This window comes from Pseudarthrobacter sp. rb (assembly GCF_056389225.1).
The window spans coordinates 117,518-136,178 of record NZ_JBWJAR010000004.1 but is presented as its reverse complement, the minus strand read 5'-3'; the positions used below and the strand labels follow the sequence as shown (position 1 = coordinate 136,178).

The window sequence follows — 18,661 nt, the reverse complement described above, 5'->3', positions numbered from 1 at the left end:
CAGACCGAATTTCCACCACCTGTGTTGCGTCATATAGCGGATGCTCGCCGAAAGGAAACCTAAGTGCTCATTGCACAGCGCCCCACCCTCTCCGAAGAGGTAGTCTCCGAAAACCGTTCGCGTTTCATCATTGAACCGCTGGAACCGGGCTTCGGCTACACCCTCGGAAACTCCCTCCGCCGTACCCTGCTCTCCTCCATCCCCGGTGCTGCCGTAACCAGCATCCGGATCGATGGTGTGCTGCACGAGTTCACCACGGTTCCGGGTGTCAAGGAAGATGTCACCGAGATCATCCTTAACATCAAGAGCCTGTCGGTTTCCTCCGAGCACGACGAGCCCGTCGTGGCTTACCTGCGCAAGCAGGGCCCCGGAGTCGTCACCGCCGCGGACATCGCTCCGCCGGCCGGCGTCGAATTCCACAACCCGGATCTGCACATTGCCACGCTGAACTCGAAGGGCAAGTTCGAACTCGAACTGACCATCGAGCGCGGCCGCGGCTACGTTTCGGCAGCTCAGAACAAGTCCGGCGATGCAGAGATCGGCCGTATCCCGGTTGACTCCATCTACTCGCCGGTGCTGAAGGTTACTTTCCGCGTGGAAGCAACCCGTGTTGAGCAGCGCACCGACTTCGACAAGCTGATTGTCGACGTCGAGACCAAGCAGGCCATCGCCCCGCGCGACGCCGTTGCTTCCGCAGGCACCACCCTGGTGGAACTGTTCGGTCTGGCCCGTGAGCTGAACACCGCAGCTGAAGGTATCGAGATCGGCCCGTCGCCCACCGACGCTGCCCTGGCAGCCGACATGGCACTTCCGATCGAGGATCTGGACCTCACCGTCCGTTCCTACAACTGCCTCAAGCGTGAGGGCATCCACACCGTGGGTGAACTCGTTGCCCGCTCCGAGGCTGACCTGATGGACATCCGCAACTTCGGTGCCAAGTCCATTGACGAGGTCAAGGCAAAGCTGGTTGAACTGGGCCTGTCCCTCAAAGACTCGCCTCCCGGTTTTGACCTCGCAGCACGCGCCGCAGCAATCGAAGAGGACGACGCCGCCTTCGGCGACGACGAACTCTAAACCAGACCTTGGCCGGCGGGCAGCACCATGGTGTGCCGCCCACGGCTTCCACATGAGGAGAAACAATTATGCCTACCCCCACTAAGGGTCCGCGCCTCGGCGGCGGCCCGGCTCACGAGCGTCTGATGCTCGCGAACCTGGCCTCATCCCTGTTCGAGCACAAGCGGATCACCACCACGGTCACCAAGGCCAAGCGCCTGAAGCCGTACGCAGAGCGCCTGGTGACCTTCGCCAAGCGTGGCGACCTGGCTTCCCGCCGCCGCGTCCTCGGCCTGATCAGCAACAAGGGCGTCGTCCACGAGCTGTTCACCGACATTGCGCAGGCTGTGGAGAACCGCGACGGCGGCTACACCCGCATCACCAAGATCGGCAACCGCAAGGGCGACAACGCTCCCATGGCTGTCATCGAACTGGTCCTCGAGCCGGTTTCCGCCAAGCAGGCCGTCGTAGCCGAGGCTACCCAGGCTGCGGCCAAGGCTGCTCCGGCTGCCGAGGAAGCTCCCGCTGAAGAGGCTCCGGCCGCTGAGGAAGCTGCTGCAACCGAAGAGGCACCCGCCGCTGAAGAAGCTGCAACCGAAGAGGCTCCGGCCGCCGAGGCTGCTGAAGCTCCGGCTGCCGAGGAGAAGGACGCGAAGTAATTCGCTGATTCTCTTCGCATAGACTTAGGTCTGTGAACCACCAAAAACCCGCGGCCCCCGTTCCAGGGGGCGGCGGGTTTTTGCGTATCCGGCTTGATCTTTCGTACGACGGCGGCCCGTTCAGCGGGTGGGCGCTGCAGCCGGGGCTGCGGACCGTCCAGGGCGTCCTGGAGGAAGCGATCGAGCTCCTGGTCCGGCGCCAGGTACGGGTCACCGTCGCGGGGCGCACCGACGCCGGCGTGCACGCCCGCGGCCAGGTGGTCCACCTGGACCTCACCGAAGCCGAGTGGCTGGGGCTGCCGCGCGGGCACGAACTCGATCCCGCCGTCGCCATGTTGCGCCGCCTCCGCGGCGCCCTGAACCGCGCCCTCGGCGACCTGCACGGGGCGGTGGAAGTCCACGACATCTCGCCGGCACCCGCCGGCTTTGACGCCCGCTTCTCGGCGCTGTGGCGGCGGTACAGCTACCGGATCGCGGACGGGCCCGCCCTCTGGGATCCGCTGGAGCGGTACTTCACCCTGTGGCACAAGAACCCGCTGGACGTGGACCTGCTCAACGACGGCGCCTCCCGGCTGCTGGGCCTGCAGAACTTCCTGTCCTTCTGCAAGCCGCGCGAAGGGGCCACCACCATCCGGGAGCTGCAGCGCTTTGAGTTCCGGCGCGGCGAGGACGGCGTCATCGTGGCAACCGTCCAGGCCGACGCGTTCTGCCACAACATGGTGCGCGCGCTGATCGGATCCGCCCTGTATGTGGGGGAGGGCGTGGAGGAACCCGGCTGGCTGTACGAACGGCTGCTGCTGCAGAAGCGGGATGCCAAGTCTGTCCTTGCAGCCCCGCATCCCCTGGTGCTGGAGGAAGTGGCATACCCTTCCGACAGCGAGCTGCTGACCCGCGCCGAACAAACCAGGGCCGTCCGCGAGCACTGACTCCGGCCGCACCCTGATCTCCTAGAACGCCGGAGGCGGGCCCTCCGCGGGGAGCGTCACCGTAAAAGTGCTGCCCTGGCCCTTGCCGCTCTCGCACATGATGCTGCCGCCGTGCCGCTCCACGATCATCCGCGTGATGGAGAGGCCCAGCCCCGCCCCGGGGATGGCCGCCTGTTGGGCGGCTTCCGTCCGGAAGAAGCGGTTGAAAACCTTTGCCGCATCTTCGTGCGACATGCCCATCCCGGTGTCCGTGACGCTCAGCCGCACCCACTGCCTGTCCGCGGTGGCGCTGATGCTGATCCTGCCGCCGCCGGGGGAGTACTTGATGGCGTTGGACACCAGGTTGTCCAGGACCTGCCCGATCCTGAGCGGGTCGGCGTAGGCCCAGAGGGGCGAGGGGACATCGGCGGCGATCTCCACGTGGGACCGCTGTGCCGAGGCGAGAGCCGAACTCAGGCTGGTCTCCACCAGGCTGGCCAGGTCGGTCCGTTTGGGGTGGACATTCAAAGTGGTGGTGGCGGAGGCCGTCAGGTCGGCCACCAGATCCATCAGCCGCTCCGCGTTCCGCTGGACCACCAGGAGCCGCTGTGCCAGGGGCGGCGGCAGCAGGTCCGCCTCATCCAGGACCAGGTCCACGTTGCCAATGATCGAGTTCAGCGGGTTCTTGAACTCGTGCGAGACGTTGGAGATCAGTTCCTGGTTCGCGGCCACGGACTCCACCCAGCCGGTCACGTCGGTGTAGACCACCACCGCCCCGGTGAGCCGGCCATCCTCGCTGACAAGGGGACGTGCTGCCGTGGAGACGGCGTGCTGCTCCGGCCCTTCACCGGCCCAGACCAGGTAGTCGGCGAAGGATTCCCCGGCCATGGCCCGGTTGATGGGCCTGCGGTCCTGTGGAAGCAGGGTGCGACGGTCCTGGCCGAAGATGAGCTGGTGCCCCTGGCCGGGGACGGCCTCGTCAGCGCCTGTGGCGCGGCGGAAGTTGCGCTGGCGGCTGTTGGACACCAGGAAGTGGCCGGAACGGTCGACGGCGGCAATACCGACGTCGGTGGCGTCCAGGACGGTTTCGAGCAGCTTTTCCCGTTCCCGGCTTGCCGCCAGCAGGTCCCGGAGTTCGCGGTCCTTCTCCGCCAGTTCACGCTGCTGCAGCCGCAGGTTGACGCTCGCGAAGCGGATGGCCAGCGAAACAGCAAGCATCATCACGGGGAAGAGGACCACCGTGGTGAGATCCGATGCGTTGACGGAGGGCAGGTGGCCTACGGCTGAGGGGGCCATGATGAAGAACGGTCCCAGGAAGCTGAGCACCAGGCTGCTCCGTGCCAGCATTCCGGACGCGGAGAGCCAGATGACCGGAAAGACCACCAGGACGGCCAGGCCCGGCAGGAGGGGTGCCGCGCCATTGCGCAGGAAGGCGATCGCCACAAAGTCCAGCACCGGGATCAGCAGGTACGGCCTGTGCGGCAACCGCTCCCAGGGCAACAGGAAGCAGGCAAGGAACAGGATGCCGTGGAGGGCCAGGCCTGCGCCGTATAACGGACTGTGCAGGAGGGAGGGCCACGCGAACGGGGTGATCCCCGCAAGGACCAGCACTACGAGGGTCAGGGGGAGCTGGCACAACGCCACCTGGGCGCGGGGCCCCAGCCGGCGGAAGATCCGGCCGGGCCCCCGGTGGAACAATGGCTCAGCCATGTTTCTGACTCGTACCCTTTCGCAACTGGATTTCAGGCCCCGCCCGGGTCTTTGAATTGCTTTCCTTACCCCGGTACTTACCCTTTCCCATCCATAGTGCACATGTCTTGTCATAATAATTGACTTTTCAATTTTTGCGACGAATACGGGTGTGATCAGCAGGGCTTACTAGTAGCGTATAAATGGTTGGAGCGGGAATGGCATTGGCGCTGGGCCAATGGGGGGCCATCTCCGCCTGGCGCAGGGATAGCAATGGACGATCTTGGTGTAGCTGTAGTAATCGAAGATGATGCGGATGTACGCAACCTCCTTGAAGGCGTACTGACCCAGGCGGGCTTCGAAGTTCATACAGCTGTAGATGGGCGGGCCGGGGTTGAGGTGGTCCGCAGCAAGCAGGCTAACGTTGTAACGCTGGATATCGGCCTGCCGGATATTGACGGTTTCGAGGTTTTACGGCGAATCCGGAATTTCAGTAATGCCTATGTGGTGATGCTGACGGGACGGACGGAGGAACCGGACCTGCTCTCGGCACTGAACACAGGCGCGGACGACTACATCGCCAAGCCCTTCAGGCCAAGGGAACTCCGGGCGCGGGTGGCGGCAATGATGCGCAGGCCCCGGCATGAGATAACCGGGGAGGCGCCGGCCAGCTTGGGACAGGCACCCGTTCCTGCCATGCACGGTGACTCCAGCGTATTGCGGCACAACGGCCTCCTGCTGAACCACCGGACACGCACCGTGGAAGTCAAGGGTGAGCCCCTGGGACTGACCCGCAGTGAATTCGACCTGCTGCATGTGCTGCTGAAGGGCGGCGGGGCCGTGTGCACCAGGGCTGACCTGGTGAGGGCGGTGCGGGGCGATTTCTATGACCGGGACACGTACATCAGCGAGGCTGACGAACGGGCGGTGGAGGTCCACGTGGGAAACCTGCGGCGCAAGCTCAAGGAGGACCAGCTGTCACCGCGCTGGCTGCAGACGGTCCGCGGGGTGGGGTACCGGTTGGCTCCCCGCCGCCCCGATGACGCCTAAGGGTCAGCCCTTTCCCAGGATATAGGTCGACTGCAGCTCGGACACCGTCCGTGCCCCGTCCTGGGCCACGCCGGCCATCATGGCCTGGCCTTGGACAAAGTCACCCTTCCGGATCAGGCCTTCGAGGAGTTCCGCGAGCCTGGCCAACCGGAGTCCGCCCACCATGGCGGAGCTGATCTTCAGGCTGATGACGGCATCCAGTGCAGAGGCCTCGTCCTGGCTCTCGACGGCTGTTCCCAGCCGGGCCAGGCGCAGGTCCCACATGGCGGCGTAGTCACGGGCAAAGCGTTGGGCCAGCCCTGATCCGGCCAGTTCGTCCTCAAGCTCCTCCAGCACCGCTGCATCAACGAGCGGCAAGAGCGCAGCCGCTTCCAGTGAAGGGAACGCACCTGCGGCCGGGCCGGGAGCTGCAGGCAACGAGACCCCGGCCGGCGGGGAGTCCGCAGCGGGGCTCTTTCCGCTGGAACCGGGATCCTGACTCTGCATTGTTCAAGGCTACTTCCTGGAAATCCTTCGGCGTCCAATTTCTTATCATTCTGTGTAAACCTTGAGGCAACCTTGCCGTCGCCCTGCGTATCGTTTATTGTGCGCTGAACGTCATCACGGTGTTGATCACGGCCGGTCCCAGGATGGCAATGAAGAGGACCGGGAAGATGAAGAACAACAGTGGGAAAAGGATCATGACCGGCAGCTTCATGGCCTTTTCCTCGGCCCGCTGGCGGCGCTTTACCCGCATAACCTTGGCCTGGACGCGAAGGACCCGGCTGATGGCGATGCCGTACGTGTCGGCCTGGACCACTGCCTGCACGAAGCTGCGCAGTTCAGGGATGCTGGTCCGTTCCGCCAGCGCGATGTAGGACTCGCGTCGGCTGCGTCCCACCTGCATGTCCTGCAGGGTGCGGACCAGTTCCTCGGCCAGCGGGCCCTTGCCGTTCTCACCGGCCCGGGCCATGGCGCCTTCGAAGCCAAGCCCGGCCTCCACGGAGATCAACATCTGGTCCAGCGTGTTGGCCAGTTCAAGCTGCATCGCCTTCTGCCGCTCCTGCCCCTTGCTGTAGAGGAGCAGGTCCGGGATGAAGTAGCCCAGGAACAGGACGAAGATCCCGGCGAGCTTCATCAGCGGGCTGCTTCCGATCCCCGCGAGGTAGCCGCCCATGGCCACGCCGGCCAGGCCGAGGGCGAGTTTGGATCCCAGCACCTTTCCCAGCGGCATGGAGGCGGGCCGGCCGGCGAGGGACAAGAGGCGGTCCAGGAACGCGACGTAGGCCGGGGGAGTGAGGCGCCGGCCCAGGGCTTCAAGCCGTGCGGGCGCTCCGGTGGGTGCAGCTGCGACAGGCGGGGCGCCACGGGAGAGCAGATCGGTGACCGCGACGCGGCCCTGCTTGTCCACGGTGAGGACGGACCAGGCCACGGCCCCCAGGGGGAGGCAGACCAGCAGGACGGAGAGCAGGACGATGAGGTTCATGGGGTCCTCAGAACTTCAGGTCGATGATCTTGCGCATCCACAGCGCACCGATGGTCATCAGGACAAAGGAAGCACCGATCATCACCCAGCCCAGCGGATGGGTGAACATCGAATTCATATAGCTGGGGCTCACTGCCAGCAACATGGCCACGATGCCAAACGGCATGGCGATCAGGATGTAGGCGGAGAACTTGCCCTCCGCTGCCAGGGCCTTGATGTGGCCCTTGATCTCCGCGCGCTCGCGGATGGTCTCGTTGACCTGGTCCAGCACCTCGGCCAGGTTGCCGCCCACCTCGCGGTTGATCTGGATGGCCTGTGAGATCCAGACGAAGTCCTCGTTCTTCATCCTGTCGGCGGTGTCGTTGAGGGCGGCGAGCAGGTCGCGGCCGAGGCTGGTCTCGGTGATCACCCGCCGCATCTCCTCGGACGTTGGCTTCTGCGACTCGTTCGCGGCGGCGTCGATGGCGCGCAGGATGCTGTGGCCCGCGCGCAGGCCGCCGGAGAGCAGCTGCAGCGTGTCGCCCAGCTGGCCGTCGAAGGCGGTGCGCCGCTTGCCGGCCAGGAAGCCGAGGGCCAGTTTGCCCACGAACGGTGCCAGCAGAGCGAGCAGCAGTCCCATGAAGGGGCCCACGGTCACCAGGCCCACCAGCATGCCGACGGAGGCGCCGATCCCCACCAGCAGGAAGAACTCGGCCTGGCTGAGCCTCAGGCCCGCGTTTTCCAGTTCCGCGCGGCAGAACAGCTTGACGTTCCGGCCGGCGAGGAGGCGTTCGAATGACCTGACGCCGGAAAGTGCCAGGCGGGTCAGCGAGGAGGGCGGCTCGGGTTCAAACGGGCGACGGCGGTCCAGCGGCACCGAGGGGGCGCTGGGCAGGAGCACGGCCACGCCCAGCAGGCAGATGGCTGCGAGGAGGATGACGCTTCCGATGGCGATGATCATGGGTGCGTCCCTACTTCACGCCCGGACCCAGCGGGGTGGCGAACACCGCGGGGGACACATGGATGCCGAGGTCTTCGAACCGGTCGATAAAGCGGGGCCGGATGCCGGTGGCCACCGGCCTGCCGAGGAAGCGGCCCTGTGCGTCCACGCCTGCCGAGTAGTCGAACACGAAGGCGTCCTGGAGGGTGACGATGTCGCCTTCCATGCCCTGGACCTCCGTGACGTGGGTGATGCGGCGTGAGCCGTCGCGGAGGCGGGAGATCTGGACGATGAGGTTCACGGCGGAGGCAATCTGTTCCCGGATGGCGCGCAGCGGCAGGTCCATCCCGGCCATGAGCACCAGGGTTTCCAGGCGGGCCACGGCGTCACGGGGCGAGTTGGAGTGCACGGTGGAGAGGGAGCCGTCGTGGCCGGTGTTCATGGCCTGGAGCATGTCCAGCGATTCACCGCCACGGACCTCACCCACCACGATCCGGTCAGGGCGCATGCGGAGGGAGTTGCGGAGGAGCTCGCGGATGGTGACTTCGCCCTTGCCCTCGGTGTTGGGCGGCCGGCTTTCCAGCCGCACCACGTGGTCCTGCTGGATCTGCAGTTCCACGGCGTCCTCGATGGTGACGATCCGTTCGTCATGTGGCAGGAAGGAGGACAGGACGTTAAGGAGCGTGGTCTTGCCCGTGCCCGTGCCGCCGGAGACGATGATGTTCAGTTTGGCTTTGACGCACGCGTTCAGCAGCTCGGCCATTTCCGGCGTCAGCGTGCCGAAGTCGATGAGGTTGCGGACCGTCAGCGGGGTCTTGCTGAACTTTCGGATGGTCAGCGAGGAACCCCCGACGGCCAGTGGCGGGATGACTGCGTTCACGCGCGAGCCGTCCTCCAGGCGGGCATCCACCAAGGGGGAGGATTCGTCGATGCGGCGGCCCACTTTGGACACGATGCGTTCGATGACCTTGCGCAGGTGCTCCTCGGAGCTGAACCGGGATTCGCTAAGCGTGAGCTTTCCCTTGCGCTCCACATAGATCTGGTCCATGCGGTTGACCATGATTTCGGTGACGGCGGGATCGTCGAGGAGGCGCTGGAGGGGCCCGTAACCGAGGACGTCATCGGCAACGTCCTGGACCAAGCGGGTGCGTTCTTCCGGCGTCAGCGGCACCTGCTCGGCGTCCACGATGCGGGTGAGTTCCTTCTTGGCCGTGCTCCGCAGTTCCTGCTCGGTGACGGCGCCATCGTTGAACCGCGTTCCCATCTGCTCGAAAAGCGCAGTGGCCGCCCTGTCCTTCATGGCTGCGAAGACGTCCACCCTGGGTGCCGTGGGCACCAAGGGTGTGCCGGCGTCGTGCGTTGAATGCACGACGGCGGCGTGCGCCGGCTGGTGCCGCTCAGTGCTTTCCGCGGGGGACGGCGAGGGCACGGGGGCCGGGCGGGGCGGCTCCAGCAGCGCGGTCCCGGCCGCCTGGTTGCGCGACTGGACCGCGTTGATGCGTTCGGAGAGTTTCATCAGATGACCACCCTTCGGTGAAGTTTCCGCTGGGCCTGCGTGCGCCATGCCGGGTTGAAGCGCTCCACGAGCTGGCGGAGGCTCTTGACGGCGGGGTCCTTCTTGGATTCCTGCAGGACGGGGATGCCGCGGTTGGTGGACAGGGCCACGGCGCGGGAGCGGGGGACGCTGACGTCCACGGGCGCGCCGATGGTGGACTCGACGTCCCGGACGTTCAGGCCGGATTTGGCGTCGGCCATGTTCAGGACCACGTGGCGGGATTCAGGCATGATGTCCAGCTGGCGGAGGACTTCCAGGCCGGAGCGGAGGCCGCGCAGGCTGGGGATGTCCATGGCGCTGACCCAGACCACGTCGGTGCACTGTTCCATGGCGGCAAGGCCGATTTCCGGCATGCCCGGGGCGGAGTCGATGACCACGTACTGGAACTCCTGGGCCAACTGCTCCAGCAGGTGGCTGACCTGTTCCGGGGTGATGTGGTCCGCGTCCACCGGGTTGGGCGGGGCGCACAGCGCGTAGATGCCGGCCGGGTGGACCGTCAGGAAGGCCTTGAGGACCAGGGAGTCCTGGGCCGCGGCGGGGGTGACGGCGTCAGTGACCGTGTGCTGCGGGTTGAGGTAGAGGCCGGAGGCGACGTCGCCGAACTGCAAGTCCAGGTCCACGATGACCACACTCATGGGCGCGATCTGGCCCAGGCCGATGGCGATGTTGGTGGCCAGGGTGGTCTTGCCGACGCCGCCTTTGGGGGAGAAGACGCCGATGACCAGGCCCTTGCTGTTTGCTTCTGCCTGCTGGGTCTCCGGGCCGCGGTGGCGGGTGGCGAAGGACTGGCAGGCGCGTTCCAGCAGTACCCGGATTTCCGCGGCGTCGGCCTGCGGGCTGAGGATGTCGCGGATGCCGGCGCGCATGGCGTAGAGGAGGTAGTCCGGGTCCACGTCGCTGACCAGGACCAGGCTGAGTCCGGGCAGCTGGACGTCGAAGACCTTGGCGAACCGCAGCGCCTCCTCGTAGGGGACGTCCGGGCCGATGATCAGCACTTCCGGCTGCTCCTGGTTGAGGAGGGCGAACAGCTCCGCAGGGCCCGCCGGGAGGATGTCACTCGCGATGGTCTGCACGGTGCCGCGAAGACCGTGGGCGACGGCGGCGCGCAGCTTCTGGTCGAACTCGGCGCTGGGGGAGAGGAGGACGAAACGGCTCATTTGTACACCGTGTCCTTCCTGGCGATGAAGCCGCCGTTGTCCTGTGCGTCGAGGGGTTCCTTGGTGAGCCAGAGACTTCCGTTGATGGTGGTAAAGATGATTTTGCTAGCGTCAACGTCACTCACTGCCACGGTCACGATGAAGGAGCCCTGGGGAAGAGTGGTGTCCTGCGGGTTGGTGCCGTCGGTGGGCTTGACAGTTGGTTGCGCGGCCCGCTGGACGGCCGTAACCAGGACTTTGCGGAGGGCGAGCTGGGTGGTGGGCTCGGCTGGCTTGCTCTTGTCCGCACCGGCCGGGAAGCTGAATCCCATCGCAACATGATCCCCTGCCTCAAGACGGCCACCGACAACCATCTTCGGTTCCAGCTCGAAAGTAACTTCTTGCAGCCCTGCCGGTACCTTGGCGGCACTGCTGCTCTTGGCGTCCTTGGGGGCTACGAGGCGTTCCGCCAGGAGCTGTTCGCCCGGGACCAGGTCCACGGCGGCCACCATTCCGCCCTTGCCATCGAGTGACGTGAGCGCGGTGGCAGCTACACCGGCGGCGGGAACGTCCTCAATGACGAGCGAGGCCGTCATATCATTCACAGGAGTTCCGGCGGGTATGGCCTTTTGGACGACCAGCACCTTTTTTGGGTTTGTGCTGGCCATCGCCCGTGCATCGGCGCCGTTTGCATAGACGATTATGAGGAGGGCTCCCACAAGTGCCAGGGCTACGGCGGCCGTGCCTGCGAGCATGCGAGACTTCACTTTTTCTCCTGATGGGGGTAGCGCTAGAGGGTAGGACGGACGATGGTGGCGCCATAGGGGTCAACGGGACCCAGCGTGTAGCCGTCGGCGAGGGAAACGTAGGTGACGAACTTGCCGATTATGCCGCGGCAGTTTCCGGTGCACTGGGTAGCCGTGGTAACCCCTGTAGTTGTGGACTTGGTGCTTTGGAATTCATATGGCAGGCCTGTGCCGCCGCTGAACTTCCAGCCGGTGACGTCGAAGGCTGCAAAGGAGACCAGGCTGTAGATCGCTCCCGATCCAGTGCCGGTGATCTTGTTGAAGACGGGGAGCAGCACGATGACCTTTTTGCCCGCTGCGATGTCCGCCCCCCAGCCGTTGAGCGTGGCATCGCAGTTGCCGGGCGCGTTGTTGCCCGGGTCGCTGCCGCCCTCGCTCACCGCCAGGTCAATGGTGCCGCCGCACTTTCCGGTGTCCTGGACCAGCCATCCGTAGCCGCCGGATACCGCCGCTCCTGAGGGGCCGTAATTGCAGGAGGCATTGGCATTCTGGCCATGGTCCTGGAGAAGCTGCAACCCGCCGTCGACATATCCTTTGACCTGGCAGATGGAAAAAGCAAGCGGAAATGCAGTGCGGCCAGCTTTGGGGCTGCCCCAAACAGCCGACGCCTTTGCACCAACCTCTTTGGAGGGAATGCCCAGCACTCCGGCAAAGAAGAGGGAGACCGAATTGTCCGGAGCTCCCTTTTGCTTGGATGCGGTGGTGACCGAAACTGTCCTGGCCGTTGTGTCCAACTGGATGTTGTTGATGTTGCTCATACCGTCCAGCGCGTTTTGGTTCGCCAGGCTGCCGGCGAGCGAGGACGTCGTCGAACACAGGGCGTCTGCTGGGTTGCGCGCGCACTTCTGGGCGACTGCGATTGCGGAAGCGTCCGCGCCGTTTTGGAGTTGGGCGCGTTCCGAGTAGATCACGCCGACGTCGACGGCGATGGCCACGAAGCCAAGGAGGGTCACCAGCAGAATGGCGACGATGACGCTGATAGCGCCGCGCTCGCTGTGCTGTGCGGTCCGTTTGTTCCTGCCTAGCCGCCGCACAGCATTACCCCTTTGCCTGTCATCGGGAACGGGCCGGCGATGCCGGTGATGGTGGACAGCGTGTAGTTGATGGTCAGCGTTACCTGGTTCCCTGTGCTGCACGTGGTGGTGCTGAGCGTGATGTTTGAGACGGGGATGGTGCTGACCGATGCCGCCGCGTTCTGGGCTGCTGTCTTGGCGGCGGCTGGATCGTTGTTGATCGCCATGACGCGCACCCCGTCGCGGGCTGCGTTGGTCAGGGTGATCTGGGCGTTGTACGCCCGGCCAAATTCGATGGTTCCCAGCACAAGCATCAAGAGGAGGGGCAGCAGGATCGCGAATTCGACGGCGGCCGCGCCGCGCTCCGAATCACGTTTCACCTGCTGCACCTCCTCTTGTTTTGCTTGTTTCCGCCGGGCAGAGTGCCGCCGTTTCGATATGGGGTCCGGAACGGCTGGCGGGGGTGTTACGGGGAGGGGATGGCGGTGGAGGTGGGGTGTGCAATGTCCTTGGTGACGCCGCTGAAGAGGGTGCCGAGCTGGCCTCCGAGCGTGCTGACCGCGACGATGATGACGACCGCGATGAGGGCGACCATGATGCCGTATTCAACGGCAGTTGCGCCCTTTTCGCTGCGCAGGCGGATCATGAGGTTGGTGTAGAGAGAAAGCATTTTGACTCCTGAGCGAGACGGATTGGCTGGCCCTGCACCAGCGCTGGATCGAAGGTAGCAACGGCTTGGGCGGTCTTGACCGGAACTTGCAGCATCCTTGGCAAAGCCTTTACGCCGTGTACTTTTCCTGCGCTTTTGCTGGGTTTGTCCTGTGCTGCTGATGGATTTCTGTCAGGGCTGGACACACAAAAGGACCCCCTCGGTTCTGGGTGCCGAGGGGGTCCGGTCTTTGGGCGCCTTGGGTCGCTGCGCTGGGCGCTTCTGTTAGGGAATACCCAGCGCCGTCTTGATCCCGGCGGTGAGGTTGCCAAAGTAGCCGTTGAGCGAGATTCCAAATAGGCCCACACCAGCCACAATCACGATGGCAATGAAACCTACTGTGATCGCATATTCAGTTGCGGTTGCCCCGTCTTCTTCACTCCTAAGCCGCTGTGTGATGCTTCGGGCCAAGGACAAGGTTGTGACCAGGTTCTTCATATCTCCTCCTAGGAGAATGCAGCGATGATGTTCATGACTGCCGGCCCCAAAAGGATGATGAAGAGGGTCGGGAAGATGAAGAAGATGAGCGGGAAGAGGATCTTCACGGGGATCTTCATTGCGTGTTCTTCGGCCCGCTGGCGGCGCTTCATCCGCATTTCGTGGGCTTGAACCTTCAGCACTTTTGCGATGGCGATTCCGTACGCATCCGCCTGCACAATGGCACGTAGGAATGAGCGCAGGTCGGGAACATCAACACGATCCGACATAGCCAGGTAGGCTTCCTTCCTGGAACGCCCCACCTGCATGTCCTGCAGGGTGCGCGTCATTTCGTCCGCGAGGGGGCCGTCCCCATTTTGAGCCGTACGGGCCATCGCAGCCTCAAATCCGAGGCCCGCTTGAACGGAGATCAGCATCTGGTCAAGTGTGTTCGGCAGCTCCTGCCGGATTTTGTCTCTCCGCTTCTCAGCATTAGTGCGTATCAGCAGGTCCGGAGTGAAGTAGCCAAACGCAATAGCGGCAAGGAGGATCGCGAAGCGTGACGGCTCCGGCGAGGCAAAGAAGTAGAACAGGCCGAGGAGTCCGGCTCCGAGGGCCAGCAGCGGTTTTACGGCCAGTAGGCGTTCGAGGGGCCACTCTTTGGGGCGTCCCAGGGCAGCGAGCTGTTTGTCCAGCCAGGTTACATAGCGGACCGGCGTGACTTTGCGGGTGAAGGCGCTGAATTCCAGTGACAGGGTTTGTGGGGCAGCGTTCCTGGCACGCTGCCCCAGATTGGCCTGTATGTTCCGGATCGCAACCCTGTCCGTAGCGGCTACAGACCAAACCAGATAGGACACGGGCAGAATGATGGCAAGTATGGCTCCGAGTGCAATAGGTGACATGTCGCTCTCCTAATACTTTGGCTTGATCAGCCGGCTGAGCCAGAAGCCACCGGCAGTGAGCATTACGGCTGCAGCGCCCAGCATCAGGAACCCTGGGACTGTGCTCGTAAACGTCTTTGCGTATTGACCGTTGATCAGGATCAACGCGAAGAACAAGACCACTGGCAATCCCATGAGAACGGCAGCCGACATCTTTCCTTCGGCGCTTAGGGCCTTGACCTGTCGGCGTATCTGGTTGCGATCGCGGATAGTTTCCCCGACATGGTCAAGCACTTCCGCCAGGTCTCCGCCTACCTCGCGGTGGATTTCGATGGCTTGTGAGATCCACCCAAAGTCTTCACTGCCGGTACGGGTGGACACTTCCGCCATGGATTCCCCAAGATCACGACCGATCCGAGTCTCGTTGACGATCCTGCTCAGTTCTTCCGACATAGGGGCATCGCTTTCCCGTGCTGACGCATCAATAGCCCGTAGAAGGGAGTGGCCGGCCCGCATGCTTCCTGTCAGCATTTGCAAGGTGTCCGGCAGTTGCTCGTCGAACTTGCTCTTGCGCCTTGAGGTGAGTACCGAAAGATAGGCGAGCATTCCGGCGGGAACAACTGCGAACAAAATGATTGCGAAGAAGAGCCCCCCAAGCAGAAAACCGAATACGCTGCCGGCCAGGGCGCCAGCGCCCATCATGAGCAGGAAGTCGGCCGGCTGGGTCTTCAGTCCAGCCCGTTCCAGTTTGTCGCGGTTGACCAGGAAGTCGTTTCTCCCCTTCATACGCTTGTTGATGGCACCGACTGCCGTTTCGGTGAGGAGTGTCAGCCTGGAAGTACTTCTGGGCACATCCGGACGCCGGCGTGATAGCGGGATCGCGTTCCGGGGTTTCAGTACGACGACGAAGGTGACAATGATCGAGGTGAAGATAAGCAGCACTCCCGCGATCAAGACTGTGACCGGGGCTTCTGGAATTTCCATCTATCGACTCCTTGGCACTTGTGCGCCAAAAACGGCAGGTGAAATCTTGATTCCCAGTTCCTCGAATCTGTCAGTGAAGCGGGGCCGGACTCCAGTGGGTACAGGTTTCCCAAGGAATCGGCCGTTCGCGTCAATGCCCGCAGAGTAGTCGAAGACGAAAGCATCTTGAAGCGTGACGATGTCGCCTTCCATGCCCTGCACTTCAGTTATGTGAGTAACTCGGCGAGTACCGTCGCGAAGCCGGGAGATATGCACGATCAGGTTGACCGCTGATGCGATTTGCTCCCGGATCGCCCGGAGGGGCAAGTCCATACCCGCCATCAGGACGAGGGTTTCCAGCCGGGCCACCGCGTCCCGTGGTGAGTTAGCGTGCACGGTCGAGATTGAACCGTCGTGACCGGTGTTCATCGCTTGCAGCATGTCCAAAGATTCGCCCCCTCGGACCTCACCAACCACGATCCGGTCCGGCCTCATGCGGAGGGAGTTGCGGACCAGGTCACGGATGGACACTTCACCTTTGCCCTCAATGTTTGCCGGCCGGCTTTCAAGCCTGACCACGTGGTCCTGCTGGAGTTGCAGTTCCACCGCATCCTCAATGGTCACAATGCGGTCCGTGGCAGGGATAAAAGACGAAAGGACATTCAGCATTGTCGTTTTACCCGTGCCGGTACCGCCGGAGACGATGATGTTCATCCGGGCCAGGACACAGGCCTGGAGCAGTTCGGCCATCTCCGGGGACAGGCTTCCGAAGCTGATCAGTTTTTGTACCGTCAACGCCTCCCGCCCGAACTTTCGAATAGTCAGAGACGCGCCGTTGACAGCCAACGGGGGAATGATGGCGTTTACGCGCGATCCATCAGCCAAGCGGGCATCCACAAGCGGGGAGGATTCGTCGATCCGCCGACCAATCCGGGTGACGATCCGTTCGATGACCCTCCGCAGCGCCTCTTCATTGCTGAACTTAGTGTCAGTGAGGAACAGGTGGCCGTTCCGCTCCACATAAATCTGGTCCGCCCTGTTCACCATAATTTCTGTGACTGACGGGTCATCAAGGTACCGCTGCAGCGGCCCGTGCCCTAGAACGTCGTCGATGATCTCCCGCGTGAGTCGCTGTCGCTCACCCTGTGACAACGGGACCTGTTCTTCATCGACGACTGCCTTCAACTCATCCTTCACAAACTGATGGAGTTCCGCCTCCTCAAGGGACGAGTCAGTGATCCGGGAGCCAAGCCTTTCGTACAGTGCCTGGCTCGCACGCTCCTTAAGGCCTGTAAGCGCTTCGCTCGCAATCCCCCCGGTAACTTCCACTGTCACCGGGGCTTGGGCTTGCTCTGCTGCCTGCGCCTGCTGGATAGCGCCCAGAGTGGAGGCGGCAGATGGGGGCATTGCGACAGCACCGGGATCGGATTCGCCACGCATCTTGGCAAAACGGTTTGAGAGACTCACTGCACTACCGCCCTTCTATGAACCTTCTTGCGTGGTGCTTCCCAGTTAGGTTTGAAACGCTCCACCAGCCGACGCAGCCCTTTCGCCGCTCCATCCCGGCTTCCGTCCTGGAGAAGGGGGACTCCTTTGTTCGTGGAGAACGGTACGGCGCGGGACTTAGGTAAGACGACGTCAACCGGAGCGCCAATGGTGGCCTCCACGTCCTGGACCGTAAGGCCTGTCCGCCGATCGGCCATGTTGAGGACAACGTGCCTGTTATCTGGAAGGAGATCCAGTTCCGAAAGGATTTGGAATCCAGTCCGCAATCCACGAATGCTGGGAACATCCATGCCGCAAACCCAAACAGCATCCGTGGCCTGCTCCAGTGTTGCCAGCACGTGCTCGCCCAGGCCGGGTGCAGTATCGACCACCACATACTGGAATTCGGCCCGCAATTGGCGCAGCAGGTGGCTGATATTTTCGCCGGATATCCGATCCATGTCGATGGGATTGCGGGGCGCACACAGGACGTAAATGTTGCTGGGGTGCAGAGACAGATATGTCTTAAGCACCATGGCGTCCTGGCTCGCGGCACCCACCACTGCTTCCGTGATCGTGAATTCAGGCTCGAGCATCAGGCCGCTCGCGATGTCACCGAACTGGAGATCCAGGTCGACAATTACCACGCTCATCGGCGAAATCTGTCCCAATCCGATCGCCAGGTTGCTTGCAACCGTTGTCTTGCCTACCCCGCCCTTGGGAGACATGACCGCGATAACCCGACCTCCTTCAGCGGCGGGACGCTCGGCAGTGTTGGGGGCCAGACCGCGCCGGCGGCCAGCTGCGGCAAGGCTTGCCCGTTCCACCAGTGCCCGGATCTGGTCCATATCGGCTGACGGGGGAATCAGGTCACGAATGCCGGAACGCATCGCGTTAAGGGCCAGTTCGCCGTCGTCATCGGCTGCCAGGACGATACTGACTTCCGGGTACTGCAGGTCCATCACCGCGGCGAATTTGAGAGCTTCGTCCTGCGGAAGGCCAGGGCCAAGAATCAGCACCTCAGGAGGTTCGCCCGCTTGCTGCTGAAGGATATCGTCGGGGGAATCGGGGAGATAGGCGGCTTGAAAATACTGCAATGAGCCGCTGAGGGGCGCTACAGACGCCCGAACTTTCCGTTCGTAATCGCTGGAGGGCGAGATCAAAATGAAGCGGCTCATTTGAATACCTTTGTCTGATTGACGACACCAGCAGTGCCCTCGGTGGCGTCAGCAGGCTCCTTCGAGAGGTAGACCTTCCCGAATTCAGCCGCATAGACGAGCTTTTCGGTGTCAATGGCGTCCCGGGCAAATGTGATCAGGTAGGAGTCACTTGTTGCTGGCTTGTTCTCGCTGGCGGCGTTGAGGGCACCCGAGGAGCTCCCTTGAGTCGATTGGGCCTGCGTTTGCGCCGCGGCTCCCGAGCTGAACTGGACTGCCGTGACGAGAACCTTGTGGAAGGTGAGCTGGGTTCCGTTGCCGCCCCCCGCGGAGTCGGCCATGGAGATGAAGACACCCACTGTGTCGCCGGCCTGGATCTTGCCGCCCACGACCCTCTCTATACCTAGGCGAAGCGTGATCTCCTGAAGCCCGGCAGGAACAGCAACCCGGGAGGGCCCGAGGTAGGCATTTGCATCAACCAGGCGGCTACTGAGGAGTTGTTCGCCGGGCACCAGCGCCACTGAAGTAACAGTTGATCCCAGGGAACTTAGATCGTGAACTCCGTCGGCTGCGACGGCGCTACGTGGCACTGCTTTGGTGGCGACGTACTGCGCGAGTTGGCTGGCCGGCGTCCCGGCCGGGACGCTCTGCTTTACAACCAGTACGTCCTCTGTTTCGGTGTTCGCCAATGCGCGTCGGTCCGCACCCTGGACGTAATTAAAGAGAAGGACAGTGCCAATGACTGCTACAACCAGTGCGGCTATGCCTCCCAGTAGGCGTGCTTTCATTACTTTCCCCT

General features: G+C 63.3%; 20 protein-coding genes. 4 read left to right on the top strand and 16 right to left on the bottom strand.

What is annotated here, in order from left to right; all coding sequences use genetic code 11:
- Window positions 1–63: 63 nt before the first annotated feature.
- The 3 genes from ACWRN3_RS07385 to ACWRN3_RS07375 all read left to right on the top strand — a co-directional run bounded on the left by ACWRN3_RS07385 (window position 64) and on the right by ACWRN3_RS07375 (window position 2,638).
- Window positions 64–1,074 (top strand): DNA-directed RNA polymerase subunit alpha, encoded by a 1,011-nt coding sequence (locus ACWRN3_RS07385; RefSeq protein WP_013601812.1) that lies wholly within the window; start codon window positions 64–66, stop codon window positions 1,072–1,074.
- 68 nt (window positions 1,075–1,142) lie between these two features.
- A complete protein-coding gene (gene rplQ, locus ACWRN3_RS07380) occupies window positions 1,143–1,712 on the top strand; it encodes a 50S ribosomal protein L17 (protein ID WP_255172835.1) in 570 nt (189 codons plus the stop codon).
- Between the two features lie 32 nt (window positions 1,713–1,744).
- Window positions 1,745–2,638 carry a tRNA pseudouridine synthase A gene (locus tag ACWRN3_RS07375; protein WP_476740259.1) on the top strand — a complete coding sequence of 298 codons (894 nt, stop codon included), beginning with the start codon at window positions 1,745–1,747 and terminating at the stop codon, window positions 2,636–2,638.
- Window positions 2,639–2,659: 21 nt separating this feature from the next.
- Here ACWRN3_RS07375 and ACWRN3_RS07370 read toward each other — a convergent pair whose 3' ends face one another.
- Window positions 2,660–4,327 (bottom strand): sensor histidine kinase, encoded by a 1,668-nt coding sequence (locus ACWRN3_RS07370; protein ID WP_476740258.1) that lies wholly within the window; start codon window positions 4,325–4,327, stop codon window positions 2,660–2,662.
- A 252-nt stretch (window positions 4,328–4,579) separates the two neighbouring features.
- On the opposite strand from ACWRN3_RS07370, the gene ACWRN3_RS07365 reads away from it, so the two are divergent.
- Window positions 4,580–5,356, top strand: coding sequence for a response regulator transcription factor (locus tag ACWRN3_RS07365; protein WP_255172832.1), 777 nt, complete (start codon window positions 4,580–4,582; stop codon window positions 5,354–5,356).
- Between the two features lie 3 nt (window positions 5,357–5,359).
- On the opposite strand, the gene ACWRN3_RS07360 is transcribed toward ACWRN3_RS07365, so the two are convergent.
- The 15 genes from ACWRN3_RS07360 to cpaB (ACWRN3_RS07290) all read right to left on the bottom strand — a co-directional run bounded on the left by ACWRN3_RS07360 (window position 5,360) and on the right by cpaB (ACWRN3_RS07290) (window position 18,650).
- Window positions 5,360–5,842: an Hpt domain-containing protein gene (locus tag ACWRN3_RS07360; RefSeq protein WP_476740257.1), complete on the bottom strand. Its 483-nt coding sequence runs from the start codon at window positions 5,840–5,842 to the stop codon at window positions 5,360–5,362.
- Window positions 5,843–5,936: 94 nt separating this feature from the next.
- A complete protein-coding gene (locus tag ACWRN3_RS07355; protein WP_324642619.1) occupies window positions 5,937–6,821 on the bottom strand; it encodes a type II secretion system F family protein in 885 nt (294 codons plus the stop codon).
- 7 nt (window positions 6,822–6,828) lie between these two features.
- On the bottom strand, window positions 6,829–7,761 hold the full coding sequence (locus ACWRN3_RS07350; protein WP_476740256.1) for a type II secretion system F family protein: 933 nt from the start codon (window positions 7,759–7,761) through the stop codon (window positions 6,829–6,831).
- Window positions 7,762–7,771: 10 nt separating this feature from the next.
- Entirely contained in the window at window positions 7,772–9,256 is a 1,485-nt protein-coding gene (locus ACWRN3_RS07345) for a CpaF family protein (RefSeq protein ID WP_476740255.1), read from the bottom strand.
- Complete coding sequence (locus tag ACWRN3_RS07340) at window positions 9,256–10,452, bottom strand: CpaE/TadZ family protein (RefSeq protein WP_324642616.1); 1,197 nt, start codon at window positions 10,450–10,452, stop codon at window positions 9,256–9,258. The genes ACWRN3_RS07345 and ACWRN3_RS07340 overlap by 1 nt, the downstream gene beginning before the upstream one ends.
- Entirely contained in the window at window positions 10,449–11,198 is a 750-nt protein-coding gene (gene cpaB / locus ACWRN3_RS07335; protein ID WP_476740254.1) for a Flp pilus assembly protein CpaB, read from the bottom strand. Before cpaB (ACWRN3_RS07335) ends, ACWRN3_RS07340 begins: the two co-directional genes overlap by 4 nt.
- Before the next feature lie 23 nt (window positions 11,199–11,221).
- Window positions 11,222–12,271: a pilus assembly protein TadG-related protein gene (locus ACWRN3_RS07330; protein WP_476740253.1), complete on the bottom strand. Its 1,050-nt coding sequence runs from the start codon at window positions 12,269–12,271 to the stop codon at window positions 11,222–11,224.
- Window positions 12,259–12,630, bottom strand: coding sequence for a TadE/TadG family type IV pilus assembly protein (locus tag ACWRN3_RS07325; RefSeq protein WP_255172824.1), 372 nt, complete (start codon window positions 12,628–12,630; stop codon window positions 12,259–12,261). The genes ACWRN3_RS07330 and ACWRN3_RS07325 overlap by 13 nt, the downstream gene beginning before the upstream one ends.
- A gap of 86 nt (window positions 12,631–12,716) precedes the next feature.
- Window positions 12,717–12,920 carry a Flp family type IVb pilin gene (locus ACWRN3_RS07320; protein ID WP_476740252.1) on the bottom strand — a complete coding sequence of 68 codons (204 nt, stop codon included), beginning with the start codon at window positions 12,918–12,920 and terminating at the stop codon, window positions 12,717–12,719.
- Between the two features lie 264 nt (window positions 12,921–13,184).
- The gene (locus ACWRN3_RS07315) at window positions 13,185–13,397 is read right to left on the bottom strand and encodes a Flp family type IVb pilin (RefSeq protein ID WP_224026646.1); all 213 of its coding nucleotides are present in this window, start codon (window positions 13,395–13,397) and stop codon (window positions 13,185–13,187) included.
- 8 nt (window positions 13,398–13,405) lie between these two features.
- Window positions 13,406–14,278 (bottom strand): type II secretion system F family protein, encoded by an 873-nt coding sequence (locus ACWRN3_RS07310; protein WP_476740251.1) that lies wholly within the window; start codon window positions 14,276–14,278, stop codon window positions 13,406–13,408.
- Window positions 14,279–14,287: 9 nt separating this feature from the next.
- Window positions 14,288–15,241 (bottom strand): type II secretion system F family protein, encoded by a 954-nt coding sequence (locus ACWRN3_RS07305; protein WP_476740250.1) that lies wholly within the window; start codon window positions 15,239–15,241, stop codon window positions 14,288–14,290.
- A complete protein-coding gene (locus ACWRN3_RS07300; protein WP_442858397.1) occupies window positions 15,242–16,687 on the bottom strand; it encodes a TadA family conjugal transfer-associated ATPase in 1,446 nt (481 codons plus the stop codon).
- Window positions 16,684–17,883, bottom strand: a complete 1,200-nt coding sequence (locus ACWRN3_RS07295; protein WP_476740249.1) for a CpaE/TadZ family protein — start codon at window positions 17,881–17,883, stop codon at window positions 16,684–16,686. The genes ACWRN3_RS07300 and ACWRN3_RS07295 overlap by 4 nt, the downstream gene beginning before the upstream one ends.
- Window positions 17,880–18,650 (bottom strand): Flp pilus assembly protein CpaB, encoded by a 771-nt coding sequence (gene cpaB / locus ACWRN3_RS07290; protein ID WP_476740248.1) that lies wholly within the window; start codon window positions 18,648–18,650, stop codon window positions 17,880–17,882. The genes ACWRN3_RS07295 and cpaB (ACWRN3_RS07290) overlap by 4 nt, the downstream gene beginning before the upstream one ends.
- Window positions 18,651–18,661 lie beyond the last annotated feature (11 nt).